At 51.0% G+C, this 15,199-nt stretch carries 8 protein-coding genes; 7 read left to right on the top strand and 1 reads right to left on the bottom strand.

Translation table 11 applies throughout. The annotated features are described in order from the left end of the window. Positions 1–20: 20 nt before the first annotated feature. The 6 genes from IM638_10545 to IM638_10520 all read left to right on the top strand — a co-directional run bounded on the left by IM638_10545 (position 21) and on the right by IM638_10520 (position 11,216). Entirely contained in the window at positions 21–1,511 is a 1,491-nt protein-coding gene (locus IM638_10545; GenBank protein MCA6363466.1) for a hypothetical protein, read from the top strand. Further along, complete coding sequence (locus IM638_10540) at positions 1,508–2,416, top strand: hypothetical protein (protein ID MCA6363465.1); 909 nt, start codon at positions 1,508–1,510, stop codon at positions 2,414–2,416. The genes IM638_10545 and IM638_10540 overlap by 4 nt, the downstream gene beginning before the upstream one ends. After that, positions 2,413–6,669 carry a hypothetical protein gene (locus IM638_10535; protein ID MCA6363464.1) on the top strand — a complete coding sequence of 1,419 codons (4,257 nt, stop codon included), beginning with the start codon at positions 2,413–2,415 and terminating at the stop codon, positions 6,667–6,669. Before IM638_10540 ends, IM638_10535 begins: the two co-directional genes overlap by 4 nt. Before the next feature lie 38 nt (positions 6,670–6,707). Beyond that, positions 6,708–8,540, top strand: a complete 1,833-nt coding sequence (locus IM638_10530) for a hypothetical protein (GenBank protein MCA6363463.1) — start codon at positions 6,708–6,710, stop codon at positions 8,538–8,540. A 43-nt stretch (positions 8,541–8,583) separates the two neighbouring features. Then, positions 8,584–9,891: a hypothetical protein gene (locus IM638_10525; protein ID MCA6363462.1), complete on the top strand. Its 1,308-nt coding sequence runs from the start codon at positions 8,584–8,586 to the stop codon at positions 9,889–9,891. Positions 9,892–10,016: 125 nt separating this feature from the next. Continuing rightward, positions 10,017–11,216 (top strand): hypothetical protein, encoded by a 1,200-nt coding sequence (locus IM638_10520; GenBank protein MCA6363461.1) that lies wholly within the window; start codon positions 10,017–10,019, stop codon positions 11,214–11,216. Between the two features lie 174 nt (positions 11,217–11,390). Here IM638_10520 and IM638_10515 read toward each other — a convergent pair whose 3' ends face one another. Further along, entirely contained in the window at positions 11,391–13,331 is a 1,941-nt protein-coding gene (locus tag IM638_10515) for a hypothetical protein (GenBank protein ID MCA6363460.1), read from the bottom strand. Between the two features lie 144 nt (positions 13,332–13,475). Here IM638_10515 and IM638_10510 point away from each other — a divergent pair, with 144 nt between their 5' ends. After that, complete coding sequence (locus IM638_10510; protein ID MCA6363459.1) at positions 13,476–15,194, top strand: peptide MFS transporter; 1,719 nt, start codon at positions 13,476–13,478, stop codon at positions 15,192–15,194. Positions 15,195–15,199: the final 5 nt, after the last annotated feature.

Here is a 15,199-nt window from a genome sequence, read left to right as displayed (position 1 = left end):
ACACGAAACCTCACACACGCATGAGCACAATTACCAATTCCAATCCGCTCCTCGACGAACAGGTATCGTTTGTCCAGCATGCCCTGCCCGGCCTCGGAAGCGGCAACTATGAGCTTACCGTTTCGCAAACCATCAAAAACAGCGAAGGCGGAACCATCAGCGATTCGTCGCTCACCAACACCTACCATTTTGCAGTAACCGGCGATCAGTTCTTCCTGCAAAATCCGGGAACGATTTATTCCGTTTTCCCTCCCGACAACTCATCAGGCGAATATTCAACGGTGTTGCCGCACGTGGTACTTACCAAACCTACGTTTCCGTGGACACGCTACCCGACCAATACGCCGCCGGTAACCGGCCTGGATCCGGGTCAGGACAGCGATGTGAATGTGCCTACATGGCTGGCGATACTTACGTTTGATGAAGACGACTCCGCAGCTTTTCCTGCGCTTGATCTCTCGCTGAAAAATGCCACCATCGGCGATTTGTATCCGCCATCGCTGTATCCGCAGTCCACACTGGGCAGCAATTATTCTTATTTCTACAATGCCTCCGCAATTAATCTGCAACCGGGTACAAGTGTTACCGATACGATTCAGATTATCGACATTCCGCTGAGTCTGTTCTGGCAGGTAGCGCCTTCGCTCAACGATATGTATCAGACTGCGCATGTGCGTAAGGTGAGTCTTACCGACAAAGCCACCATGCCCGGTATCAGTGATGTAGGCGAGCCGGTAGGTTCTTTTTCAATTGTGTTTGGCAACCGGCTTGCACAACAGGAACGACGCAGTACGGTATTTTTTGTATCGCTTGAAATGATGCAGAATTTTTTACCGAATGAAGATGGCACCATGCCCGGTTCATCGCCCACTACCGACGGCACAAAAATGATCAGGCTGGCCGTACTCAGAAGCTGGTCGTATTTTACGGTTAGCGGTTCACCATCTGATTTCACGACACAACTGCTGAGCCTGAACGGACGAGATCCGGAAAGCAATACAGAAGCGCCCATTACCAACCTGCGCATCGGCTATACCGGAAGCAATGAACTGGTGGGCAATATCCTGAGCATGGGTTATACACCGCTCAATCACCTGCTGCGCACCGGCGAACAAACGGTGTCGTGGTATCGCGGCCCTTTGCTGCCTTACAACATTCCAACCGTACAACTCAACTTTCCCATTGCCTCGCCCGATCAGGTTACGCTGTTTGATCCTACTACCGGCATGCTTGATACGTCGTATGCCACAGCGTGGACAATAGGGCGTTTAACGGCGCTTCAGGATAAAACATTTTCCACTGCACTTTACAACTGGAAAAGAGGGCTCTCGCAACAGGTAATCAATGCAGCCGAAGAAGAGCTGCTTCACCGGACCATGGGCTTACCCATGCAGCAAATACAAGCTGCAGCATTGGAGGAAGAATCGGACACGCCACAACCCAAAGCACGTCCGGGGCATGCGCTGCTCCATCAAACCATTGAGTTAGTGAGTAAAATGATAAACCGATGAGAACTTTCAGCCGCACACAGTTCAGCCAGAAAATCGGTGAAACGATGCTGAATGCAAACCGCCACACCGATGTGGTTTCCGACACCGAAGTACCTGCCGAGCTGCTCAACTGGATGAGTCGTTTGCAACTGCTCAAAGGTGTACCCTTTAACTACCTCGTGCCCGACGAGCAGATGCTGCCGCCTGAGTCGATACGTTTTTTCTACCTCGATCCGAACTGGATCGACGCATTAACCGACGGGGCATTCAGCCTGGGCCGTAATCTTACCATTGCAGCTACTCCCACACTGATGCTCGACCGGGCAGTAGCTCCGAATCTGAATACTTCACTAGACAGTAATCTCACCAACATACGTGCCCGCGCACTGGGCGTAGAGGCGCCGGAAGCCTCGCTCAAAGTGGTTTCCGGTTTTCTTCTGCGTTCGTCGCTCGTGCTCAATTATCCCGGTCTTGGCGTGAATGCGTACCCAAAAGACGGCACGCCCACATCGCCCAATATTCAGCTGCTGAATATTCTCCGCCTCGAACAGCTCGGACCCGAATCAGACACTATGATTTGCCTTATTGATGGCGATGCGTTTCAGATCGACATACACGAAGCGCCTGAAGCGTTGCATTACGGTATCGACACGTATGCTGCGCCCGGGCAAGGCAATTCGATTAAAATGCTGCACACCTTTACACGTAGCGGTTCAAACGTAACGATGAATCCGCAGGCCGTGTCCATGAACATCAATGCCTGTTTCCGCACCGTATCGCCACGGGTAATTATGATGAATACGCTGGCGGCACAAATTGCCACAATGAATTCCGTGACTGAAATCAATTCGGCCGAAATGGGTTTCGAAATGACACAAGGTGTGGGTAATGTGAGTTTTATCAATTCTAATTCTTCTTCGCAATGAATGCCATTGTTCCGCTCAACGTAACCGCGATACGTGTAAACAACAACGATGAAAGCAATATCGTGCAGCAGTTTAAAGGCGCTACTGCGGTGTTTAATAAATTACCGTTTACCAGCACCTCCAAACAAAGCAGCACGGGCGATATGATTGTGGCGCCGCTCAATGAGCAGGCTTCGCCGGGCGTGGCTTTAGGTACGGGTGTACACGTACACTGGCTCCTGCCCGATTATTTCAAAAAAGGTGTGCAGCAAAGTTCAGGCAGTGTGGTGTTTCCTGCGGCTCCCAACCGCTGGCTGGTTACACGCTACCTGAGTATGTGGAACGGCACTTCGTACAACGAACCGCAGGCTACTACGTTTATGGTAGAAAGCGATTACATTGCAGGTACATTGCAGCCTGACCCCTGGGGCGTGATCCGCCCCTGTGTGCCGGTGCCGCTGCCCGCATTGCCCACGGCAGGCCAGCAGCCTTACCGGTACATGGGCCGTGTGGTAAATTACAGTACATGGAATCCCTCTGGTGAACCACTCATCAACTACCTGCCCGCTCAAACCGATGCCGCCGGTAATCCGCTTTACCTCACCGCCATTGGTTTTGTAGGACCTTCCTTTTCGAGCTACTATCCGGAATGCAACAGTGTGTTTGGCTTTTGGGATCATTTCAAGGACCAGCCAAATATATACGCAGCGATCAACAGCAACACACCCATTCAGTTCAAGGTTTCCTATCAGGTTACCGGATGGATTAATGAATCAGACAGCGATCCGCTCAACGGACTTACCCAAACCATTACCTCATTATATAATACGTATGTAAACAATTGCAAAACACAAAACACGCCCGTAGTGCAAACACCAGGCGATGTGTTTAGCAGATACATGCAGGATGAATTTAACTGGTGTTTCGTAGCGGATGATATTACGTGGACACTCAACAGCGATGATACCATTAAAACGCTGAACATTCCGCAGTCCACACTTTGCTCAGGCATTATGCAGGAAGTGGTGTGGAATATGGAAACCAATACGGAAGCGTACTTCCTGAACAACCCCAACTCGGCCGAATCAAACAATGGCGTGTGGACAGGTACAGTGGAAGTGGCTATTGGCAATACGGTACAGGAAGCACTTTCGGCCTTGCTCAAAAACGATCTTGGCCAAACCGATACGATAAACGATAATGTACTGAACAATTACGAATACCTGCTTGATGCGCTGCAGCTGGGTTTACTGAATGATCTCGAAAACCAGACATCGAAGCTTATCAACCTTCAGGAAGCCCTTCACTCGGCGGCATTTGCCAAACAGGATGGCGGACTGCTGTGGATCATCACGCAACAGGAATCGGGCGCGGGACAGGCACCCAACCCCGACAGCGAAATTACATTGCCGCTTGCGCTGGCCGAGCAGCTTAACCAGCTCAACGTGGCGCAGAAAAATTACGATCAGGGACGAAGAATGCTTACCGCCTCACGAAAACAGTTGTTTATGGACTGGCTGCATTTCGTGAAAATGTTTGTGAATCCGGCAATAAAAGATAATTTTTCGCTCAGTCAGATTGCCAATTTTCTGGTATCGAATAATGCCGGCGAACTGTACAGTGTAATTGCACAAAGCAATACCATTGGCATATTACAATATAATACGGATACTTCAAGCGGCTCGGTGATATCGCCACAGCAGCCCGGAGGAGAAGCTACATCGCTGGCTGCTGCCGTGTACAGTGCATTTACGGTATTGCAAAATGCGCTGACGGAATATCCGGGGTGGGAAATTAGCAGCGCACCGGCACCTCCGTTCTGGACAGCTACCGAACCGGTCATTTTGCTTGAAGGAGATGCCGTAGCGCCTGCCCGGCGAAATAATGACAAGGGAGCTTTGTTTGTGCGCACCAGCAACGATATCATCAATATGCTGGAAGTGGCCTACGGAAGTTCGCCCTATCGTGTGAGCATGAGCCAGCTTCAAAACCTGCCGGTGATAAACCCCGCTACCCCGCAGGCTGCTGATGTAACACAACTCACTTACGAGGCATTTGCGCTTATTCCTTCCATGGCCATACTCATTGGCAACTGGCTGCTGAATGTGGGCGGAGGCGATAATCCTGCAACCGAAAACCTGAATAATTTTATTCTTACCCTGCAAACTGCACAAGGCGGATTGAGTCCGCTCGAAGCTTCAACAACGGCAGGGTTATACGCCGCCATTCGTGCTGCCGGATATGTGCCGGCCATTAATGCACAGCAAACGGTAAGCAGTCCGCAAAACATCACATTCACGTTTACCAACAGCCAGAACAACGGATGGATTGCCGATGCTTCGGCATGGAATGCACAAACGGCCCTGCCCGAACTCAGCGCCACACGTGTGGATCCGTTCCTGCCGGTATCCATGACATGGAAGGTAACTTACTGGCCGCTTAAAACAAACAACGGAAGTAATTACAACAGCAGCAACATTACCGACTATTTCACACTCAACCCCGAGGGAGTTGATTATGAATACCTGATGAACGGCGGAACACCGGTGAGCTTTACCTCGCCGTTCAGCGGGCAATACGGCGACTGGATTACACTTTCGTCAAAGGCCTCGTTCAGTATTGTGCAGCAAATACAGAATTACATCAATAACTATCCGCCTGATCAAAATAATCCGGATAGCATACACAACCGTGCAGACCAGGCCTTGCAGAATACCATTGACGGATTGCAGAACCGCAATTTTCTGGCGCAGGCCATCAGCAGTTTCGGTATCAGCCAGACGCTGAGTAATTACCTCGCACGCATGGAAGTGGTGAATCTGGTTTCGGGTGCTACCGACCGGATTACGCCGCAAATTAACGATGCAGCAGTAAGCAACACCTCCGATAACTGGTATTACGATCAGTTTAACTCGGTTGCCCCTATTTCGAAAGGCCCGCTGGCACAATATAATTTCACACCACTGCGCGGCGGATTTATGGTAGTGAACAACGTAACTGTTGTGGATGTGTTCGGGCAAACAATGGTGCTGAGCACGCCGCAGCGGAATACCGATGGCAGTATGCAGGTAATTTGTGCGGCAAGCATGAAACCCCAGCAAGGCGACACGGTAAATGCGCAGAAAATATATATGGCTCCGCGCATTATGGCTCCTGCCCGCCTCTGGTTCCGATGGCTTTCTGCGGCCTATGATCCTTCAGTACCGGGCTTTACGGGCGATTTTGTAGAAATGAATTCGCACCCGGCCACATCGCCAATTACCGGCTGGATTATGCCCAATCACCTCGATAACCTCTTGTTCTTTTACAACGCAGACGGATCGCCGATCGGCACATTTGGTATCGAACACAATGCGCTGGTGTACCACACACGCCCCGGCAATGGCAATAGCACACTGCAAGACGATATCGGAACACCGCAGGACCCGACGGTAAATCCGGGCGTAGCCAGTTTTATGTGGTACATCAACGGAAAATCAGTGGCGTTTTTCAACGACCTGATGAGTACGATTCTTGCTTCAGACGCATTTATCAATCCTGCCAACTTTGCACAGGATCCGTCGCTCGCCGTACTCATAGGCCGGCCGCTTGCTCTGGCGCGTGCAGTGGCTTCAATGGAAACAGCCGGTAACGTACTGCCGGTTAGTCAGGCCGATGTAAAACCAACAGATCCGTTACCTCAAGACATCATCAATAACCGCTACGAATACAACCAGCGCCAGCAAACAAGCACGGCAGCACTCAGTACCGTGCAGTTTCCGCTTCGTCTCGGCGATCTTCCAAATATCGACGATGGTTTGGTTGGGTACATCATTGAAGATCAGCAGGGCAATCTCGGCAATAACTTCTACTCGCCGGCTGCTCCGCAGGATGCCTCAAACGGAGTAGAGCAACCATCCGAAACCAATATCCTGCTCTCACTCAACAACACCACACTCCAAACATTCTCCATCCTGCTCGATCCGCGTGCCGCAGTGCATGCCACCACCGGCATACTCCCTGTTGACGAACTCCGCATTCCGCCCGATCAGTATTCGGAAACGCTGCAATCGCTCGAAGCCACTTTCTTCACGCATCCCATTCTGCAACAGCAAAACGGATTAATTATTCCGCTTCCGCAGGAACAAAATTATGCGTGGTCGTGGATTAATCCGGGCAATCAGGGAACAGTGGCACTGCAATCAGCAGCCGGAAATGAATTTACATTCTACGGATACTCTTCGCAAACACTGCTCGAAGGCTGGACACAACTCCAAACCACTCCTGAAAACTAATTGTACCTACCCAATCACACGCATTAATACCGCACACAATGGGCACAAGCATATTTAAAGCACCGGCAGGTTCTCAAGCACAAAGCGACGGCGATCCGGTAGAACTTGAACTGGTTAATTTATCCAATCAACTTCCAATTGTTTATGTAGGTATTACTGCTTCGCTGCAGCTTACACTAACCAACAACACCGGCTCCGACGTGAGCTTAATTTCCGGCAGCGGAGCTTCTACACTGACCATTGTAATGCCCCAGTTTTATACGGCCGATGAAATTAATGCAATGACGGTTACCAACACCAACTGGCAGTTTACGGCACAGGGAAACTCGCAAAGCATTATTCTTGCCTGGATTGGTGAAAATAATTACAACTGGGCACAGCAGGAATCACTCATTATTGAAATAGACAACTGCACCTCCAACGGAAACAAATCCGTTCAGCAAATGGTGGTTTATTTCACCGGATTCAATGTACCCGGATTCCCCTACATGGAGCAAACTGTGCTTACCCTGCAGGATCAGCCGGTACCGGGTAACGCGACCCTGTCTGATGTGCTTCAGGTTACGCTCGATAATCAGGGAACAGTATATGTATCCACCGCAGGCGATCCGATTGAGAATACTTTAATTCTGAATTTTAAAAATACAGGAACCTCGGATTTATTCAGCGGTAATAATCCGTGGACAACTTCTCCGCAGGTAATTGTAAGTTTTGTATATGGCAGAACAGCCGGCGCTATTGCTCCTGCCGATGCCGGAAGTAATCCGGGTTCGGCATGGAACATCAATGGCGGTGTATATGCCGCGCAGGGCAATAAATGGCAAATACAGAATCCGCAGTCGGGCGGAATAAACCCCAGTCCGCAATGGCAGCTTACACCGCTCACTACCGGAACAGGCATAATCGGTACCGGCAATCAGGCAAACATCAGCTTTGACTTCAGCGAGATCATTTCGCAAACACCTGTCGGACATACACAGATGTATGTACAGTTCAGCAATTTTCCGAAAAATGATTCGACACTTTACAACGATGAACTTTTTGTAATTGACATTGTAAAGCTTGATCCGCCACCCACCCGCGGACTGGTGAGTTTCTTCTGTCCGCAGCCCGTTATACAGATCAACGCGCCGAATACCCCCTTAACACTTGACATGCGCTGGGGCACGTTTGAAGTGGACCGCGCCACCATAATTGTAGCGTATCCGGGAATGGATCCGATTACGGTGCCCATCACAAACGATTCGCCGCTGGAATATGGCACACAGCAAATCACGCTTCCCGGCACCACGGCCAGTACGGCAGTAACCATAACCATGCAGGCATTTAACGGCAACGGTGGTTTCCTGAACAGCATGCAGTTTACGGTGTTCCTCCAGTCGAACATTTTTGTTGATTCGCGCGATGGAAAAGTATATCCGGTAATACAGGTAGGATCACAACTGTGGATGGCGCAAAATCTCGACTATGCAGCTCCTTCCGGCTCGGCTTTTTACAACAATGAGCAATCGAACGAAGCACAGTACGGACGTTTATATACAGTGAGTGCCGCAAGTACAAATATCACACCCGGCTGGCGCCTGCCGAATCAGAACGACTGGAACAACCTTATCAGTGCCTTTGGCGATCAGGCGTATGCTGATTTGCTGGCGGGCGGAAGTGCAAACTTTAACGCACAGCTTGGGGGATATATGGACAACAGAGGCAACTCATCGCAACTTACATTGCTGGGATGTTACTGGACACAAACCGGACAGGGGAGCAACAATGTATATGCACAGTTCAGCAGTCGTTCCTTAACAGTATCCACAGCCGGATCGTTTCCAAACAACTATCTGCTTTCGGTAAGGTATGTGCGCGATATAAGCTGAGTAAACTCATTCACACGATAATTCACACACTCAATTCCGACACATGAAAAACCATTTGCTCGACTACGAAGAGTTTTTCAATCGTGCCTCGCTTTTCGGGCATCAGACACTGGCTCTGCTCAACGGCGAAGAAGTAATTACCTATCACGAACTTCCTACTGCCGAAGAAGGTCGCCGCTTACTCTCAAACGCCACACCCGAAATAAGAAAGGAAAGGCAAAAACTGTTTTTCAATCCCGTAATTGAAGCGCGGCAGCGTCTCGGGCAAGGTAAACACGACCGCGGCGAGGCCATGGTATTTGCCGATATGCAGATTGAAGAACGCGACCGCATGGGGCTCAACAATCATTTGCCGCTGCATGTGAAATCAGTAAGCGTGTTGCGCAAAACAGTGAAAGCCGGCGAAACATGGGATGTAAGCGTACGCGGCTCCATTTGGGGGCTTGATGATCTGGAAGAACTGTACACCACCGTAAATGTGGGTGAACTGATTCTCGAACCCGGCGCCCGTGTAGTGGTGCGCGGCAATGTGTTTTCGCTGATTTGCCAGCGTGTGGTTCACCTCGCAGATCCTGATATGGGAAATGATTATCAGATTGGCATTCTGCCTACTCCGTTTTCTGTGGATCTTAAAAACGGTACACACGATGGCGAAAATGGTGAACACGGCACTCACGGCGAACACGGCGAACATGGCACAGTATTGCGCACTGAAAATTCATTTCTGGGCAAACGCCTGCTCGAAGAAACCACACAGGATGCACTGAACGGAAAAGACGCTGCACACGGACTTCCCGGCACTGATGGCAAACCTGGCCGCAATGGCGGTATGTGCAAACTGGCCGAACTCACGTTCCGCCATATCGAAGGAAAAGTGCATGTGTATGCGCAGGCCGGGCATGGCGGAAACGGCGGGCATGGCGGAAACGGCGGAAACGGTGGAAACGGTGGTAACGGCGCTGATGGCTGCAAACACATTACCGGAATTTTAAACGGGGGAAATGGTGGCCATGCCGGAAAAGGCGGTGATGGCGGCAAAGGCGGACACGCCGGAAACGGCGGACTTGCCTCAAACATCTACATCACTACTGCAGCCGGTCAGGAACACTGCATCATCACCACTGCCGTTGAATCACTTCCCGGCGAACCGGGAAACGGAGGCAACCCGGGAAACGCGGGCACTCCGGGCATGCCCGGAAACGGCCCGCAAAACGGAACAGCCGGACAACCTGCATCAAAAGGTGTGCGTGGCGCAAATGGAAAACAAGGCCGCACGCGTCACGCCCCGTGGATGTATGTGAACGAAAAACCCGTGCGGAAATCCACACGGCTTACTTCAATCGCATCATAATATCAATTCGTTCTTTCCTCAATCTAATTCAATTAACCTTAGCTGGCTTTCCGTGCTGGTTTCGTAAAACAGGGCCCGTTTATACGAAAGCAATTGTACAATGCCTGCAAAAAAATCCAACACAAATGTCAAAACTCAATTTCTGGCAACGTGCCGAAAAACTCGGGCACAATGTAAATGCGCTGAAAAGCGGAATGAAAATTCGCAGCACTATTTCTGTTCCCAATGTGGACGCACTGTGTGAACTATATGATTTCGCTTATACGCCCGCCGAAAGAGCAGAACGTGAAGCAGCATTATTCGGCCACATTGCCATAAGCAGCCCGGCCGATGATATGAGCTCTGATGCCATTACACGCCGTGTAAATGCCTTTATTTTCGGTAATGCCACGTTGTCTGATACCGACCGCAGTGCCATTGCTCACTTGTTCCCCATGGATGTTACCGCTGAATCGGACGATAATGTGACCTGGAACGGCATGCAAAACCTGGGTACATCCGCAAGCCCGGTAATTCTGAACATCGGCACACTTACCATGAACGATCAGTCGTATGCCGTTGTACAGAACACCGTGCTTACACTTACAGCTGATTCACTGGTGCGTAACGGTTCACCCCTTTCGCCCAACAGTGATTTCAATGTGCTGGGTGTGGCAGGTGCGAACGGAAATACCGGTTCACAGGGAAGTACCGGTTCACCGGGAAGTAACGGCAACAATGGCTACTGCTCGAGCGCGGGTATTGCCGGACCGGGCGGTACCAACGGCACCCCCGGCGGCAGAGGTACAACCGGCGGATATGGCAACAATGGCGGCACGGGCCTTGCCAGTTTGGCGGCTACACTGGAGTTTGCCAGCGTTACCGGCAATGCACTTTCTGTATTCACTCAATCGGGAACCGGCGGAACCGGCGGAACCGGCGGAACTGGCGGAACTGGCGGAAACGGCGGTAACGGCGGTAACGGTGTAACCTGCGGCTGCACCGGCAATGGCGCCGGAAGCGGTGCCGCCGGCGGACAAGGCGGCGATGGTGGTCCCGGCGGTACAGGCGGAAACGGCGCCAACGCGCAGGGCAACGTACTCGTATATGTGCCGCAAAGCTTTATCAGTAAAGTACTCACCAATGCTATTCCTGCTCCTGCCGGACAAGGCGGTCAGGGCGGACAAGGTGGAAACGGCGGAAACGGCGGCAGCGGCGGTACCGGTGGCAAACACAATGGTAACGGTAATTCTTCCGGACCCGGTGGCAAAGGTAATCTGGGTGTACCCGGCCAAAACGGTATGCTCCCCGGAAGCCCGGCTAACATATCGGTACAGCCTTACTAATTCAAAATTGAACGTGCTGGATACAAAAAATAATGTTCCTGCTCGTTCAGTTGTCCAAATACCGGCATTCGTACTTTTTGTCGTGATTCAGTTCAGACGAAACACAAATGCAAAACCCCGCTTCCGGTCTGGAAGCGGGGTTATCTTTTTTACAGAAATAAACGTAGTAAACAACTATTTATCCATTATCCAGGCATTTGCATTATACTTCCTGTTAAGTTCAGCCAGCACACTATTTATTTCTTCAGCCTGAATAACAATATAAATCAACTCATTGTTTTTTGTCTCCACAGCTACTTTATAGCCGCGCGAAATCCATAAATCACGGCTTCTTCCGGCATTGGCCGGCGAACGGAAAACGCCCACCACAAGCACAGGTAGTTCACTACCTGAAATCCGGGTAATGTCTGGCTCGGCTGGTGGTGTTACCTTTTCTTCGGGTAATTGATGTGTATTAATCTTTTTCGGAGCTGAATTACCCGGTAATTTTCCGGGCATCGAATGCACGGTAACAGTTTGCTGAACTTCACGTTCCACTTGGGCAGCCAAAACGGGTAACGGAACCGGATCATTAGCCTTAGCCAGCAGTTGGAGTGCTGTTTTACGCCCGCCAAAACAATACAAATACCCATCGCGCGAGGCCACGTACACAAGGCCCTGATGTGCAACAGGCGTGGCTTCAAATATACCGGTATGATGTGCAAGCTGCGTAAACCGGCCTTCCCGGTTATATTCAAATAATCGAATACCATTGTAACCTGCGGCAACCAGTCTGTTTTGTGTAAACAGCGGTGTGGAAATGGAAGCCCCTGTAACTATGCTATACACCAGTTTCGGACAGGGGAATTGTGTTTCGCCATCGGGGCCTGTTACGGTGGTGTCGCGGCGTATGTTGTTCCATTCCACCACATATAGCTTACCGTCAATGCCGGTAAAAGCCGCCAGCGGGGAATCATCGTGTTTTCGATAAGCGTCATTCACAGCCACGCTGCCCACCACACCGCCTTTCCAGCCCGAAAACACGGCATCGCCGGTGGGAAAGTACCAATCCACACACTGCTCCGGCGCGCGGCGGGGATTGAGCTTAAACACACCGCCGCAGCCGGCAATGTACTGCTTCTCCACCGGCACAAGCAGGCAGCTGTCGGCTGTAACCACCGGCGTACCGTCGAGATCAGCACCAATGTAAAAATCCCAGTCGATACATTGTGTGTGCAGGTTGTAGCCAAACACATGCCCCGCGCCGGAGGCAATGTACAAATGGTTGCCAATGCGCACCGGCGAGGCTTCCGTAACCAGATTGCCGCCGTGCAGCGCCGCATCGCGGTCGGTTGAAAGCGGCAGCTGCTGCACAATTTCCGGCACGGCATACACGCTTTGCTGCACTGTATCGCGGGTGGTGTGGCCGGGCATAAATTTCACAAAGCTGGCATTCTCCAGCCCGATGTAGGCCGTATCACCCAGCACCAGCGCCGATGCATCGCAGTCGCGGCTGTAACTAGGGCCGTGCACCATGTTCATACGCCAAAGCTCAGCGCCCGTGTAATACGACACCGCCCTGAAACTGTATGCCCGTTCACGCTGCAGCCCGCACCCGGCACGGCTGCCCTGCATCACCACCAACCTGTTGAGTGTATCGGCTGCCGCTGCATTTTCCCATAGTGTGGCCGTGCCCTTTATCACATCATCAAACGCATATTCCCACACCAGCGTACCCGTGAAAGCATCAATCTTCTTCAGCCGGTGATCAAATGCACCCTGCAAAAGCATAAGCCTCCCGCCCTCGCGCACCAGCAGCGGCTGCCCGGTCCAGCCGGCACCAAACCATTCCTCCTCCCCTTTCTCTCTGCTCACCACAGTGGTGCCTTTTCCCAGCCAGCACCGCCACACCACACCTAACGAATCAGGCAGCGAATCGCCGTAGTAGTTGCGTTTTTCATTGCCCAGATAGGTTGCGTTGATGAGTTGCAGATAATGCTCCTTATCGTCCGGATAGTTTAAAATACGTGGCTTCACATCGCCGCCACCCACTTTGGGCATCCAGAATGCCTGAAGCATTGCAAACAACAATACAGCCGGAAATATTCTGATCAGGATGCGGGATAACATAGACATGATTGTTCGAATATAAATAATTCACAGGCTTCAGTTTTTGTTTGTGGGTCCCATGCTACATATTCATTGGATCAGAGGATGGTATAACCCCAGAACTAATTACTGCAACCACCAAAGTCCGCCCGATTTTCTTATTTTCACCACATGACAACAACTGAAAAGCTCAGACATCCTGCCGGGCTTCCCTTTCTCTTTTTTTCGGAAATGTGGGAACGCTTCGGATATTATCTCATCATTGGCATTTTTACACAATACCTTGAAGCATCCGACAAAGAAGGCGGTTTTGGCATGTCCACCACCGAATCGGCCGATATATATGGAACGTTCATTGCGCTGGTATTTTTAACACCGTTTGTGGGCGGCCTGCTTGCCGACCGTATTATGGGTTACCGCAAATCAATTGTAGTAGGTGGTTTGCTCATGGGTGCAGGCTACTGTTTGCTGGCGGTAAACGGCATGTTTGCATTCTGGACGGCCCTGGTGCTTATCATCATCGGCAACGGATTTTTCAAGCCCAATATTTCCACATTGCTTGGCAACTTGTATAACGAGAAAAAATACGCGTCGCTGAAAGATTCGGGCTACAGTATTTTTTACATGGGAATAAATATTGGCGCCTGCATCTGCAATTTCTTTGCAGCCTCGTTGCGCAACCACTATGGCTGGGGCGCTGCGTTTATGTGTGCGGGCATTGGCATGTTTCTGGGCGTACTGATTTTTGTGGCCGGTAACCGCCACTACAAACATGCCGATGTACTCAAGCCCGTTCAGCAGGGCGATATGAGCATGATGCAAATTATGGGCACCACCATTATGCCCGCCATTTTGGCCGGTATTCTGGGCTGGATGATTCCGGGCAATATCTTCGGCAGCGATTCAACCGATGCATTTCTTATTGGCGCCCTGCCGGTAGTTGGCTTTTATGTGGCCACTTACGCGCGCAGCAATGCCAACGAGAAAAAACCCGTGGGCGCCATGCTCGCCATTTTTGCCGTAGTGGTTATTTTCTGGGCCGTGTTCAAACAAAACGGCACCGCACTCACCACCTGGGCCAATAAATATACCGACCGCGAAATGCCCGCTGCCGTAGCCAAACCGCTCGACTGGCTGGGCTTTGCCAAAAAAATCAGTTCCAAGCCCGATACCATTACACTTACCGATGCGCATTTCCGCAAGCAGTATGAAAAAGATGCGGCCGGTAAAGTAGTAATGATCTATCCCAAAGGCAAAGACGGCAAACCCGATCTCACCCAAGAACAAAAGCCCAAAGAGAAAAAAGTGGTGGCCCAAAACGACTACTTCAAAAACCTTCCGCCCGAAAAAATGCCCCCTCCCGGCCAACCGGTAGTAACACTTAACACCGAAATCTTCCAGTCGGTAAACCCCAGCTGGGTGGTTATTCTCACCTTCCCTATCGTAGCCTTGTTTGCCTGGCTGGCACGCCGGCGCAAAGAACCCAGCACCGCTTCAAAAATTGCACTCGGCCTTTTCATCAGCGGACTTTCCACGTTAGTAATGGTAGCCGCTGTGTATGCAGGAAGCAACGGCGCAGTGAAAGTAAGTCCGTGGTGGCTCATTGGTGCTTACGGCGTAGTAACCGTGGGCGAGCTTTGCCTCAGTCCAATGGGGCTTTCGCTGGTTTCAAAACTAAGTCCGGCGCGCATTACAGCGTTAATGATGGGCGGCTGGTTCCTCGCCACTTCGCTTGGCAACAAACTTTCGGGCGTGCTGGCCTCCATGTGGGACAGCTATGATAACAAAGCGTATTTCTTCCTGGTTAATTTCGGGCTGCTTATTTTTGCCACGCTTATTATGTTGTTTATGCTCAAACGGCTCAACGCCATTCTCAAACAATATTCCTGATTTTT

The sequence above is a fragment of the Bacteroidota bacterium genome (assembly GCA_020402865.1).
Taxonomy (GTDB): Bacteria; Bacteroidota; Bacteroidia; order Palsa-965; family Palsa-965.
The sequence above is the reverse complement of the archived record's forward strand: the minus strand, read 5'-3'. Positions and strand labels throughout refer to the sequence as shown.

Excerpts from the sequence above, each read along its gene's own strand:
- IM638_10535 (MCA6363464.1), top strand. The coding sequence starts at position 2,413 with ATGAATGCCATTGTTCCGCTCAACGTAACCGCGATACGTGTAAACAAC.
- IM638_10520 (MCA6363461.1), top strand. The coding sequence starts at position 10,017 with ATGTCAAAACTCAATTTCTGGCAACGTGCCGAAAAACTCGGGCACAAT.
- IM638_10525 (MCA6363462.1), top strand. The coding sequence starts at position 8,584 with ATGAAAAACCATTTGCTCGACTACGAAGAGTTTTTCAATCGTGCCTCG.
- IM638_10545 (MCA6363466.1), top strand. The coding sequence starts at position 21 with ATGAGCACAATTACCAATTCCAATCCGCTCCTCGACGAACAGGTATCG.
- IM638_10540 (MCA6363465.1), top strand. The coding sequence starts at position 1,508 with ATGAGAACTTTCAGCCGCACACAGTTCAGCCAGAAAATCGGTGAAACG.
- IM638_10515 (MCA6363460.1), bottom strand. The coding sequence starts at position 13,331 with ATGTCTATGTTATCCCGCATCCTGATCAGAATATTTCCGGCTGTATTG.
- IM638_10510 (MCA6363459.1), top strand. The coding sequence starts at position 13,476 with ATGACAACAACTGAAAAGCTCAGACATCCTGCCGGGCTTCCCTTTCTC.
- IM638_10530 (MCA6363463.1), top strand. The coding sequence starts at position 6,708 with ATGGGCACAAGCATATTTAAAGCACCGGCAGGTTCTCAAGCACAAAGC.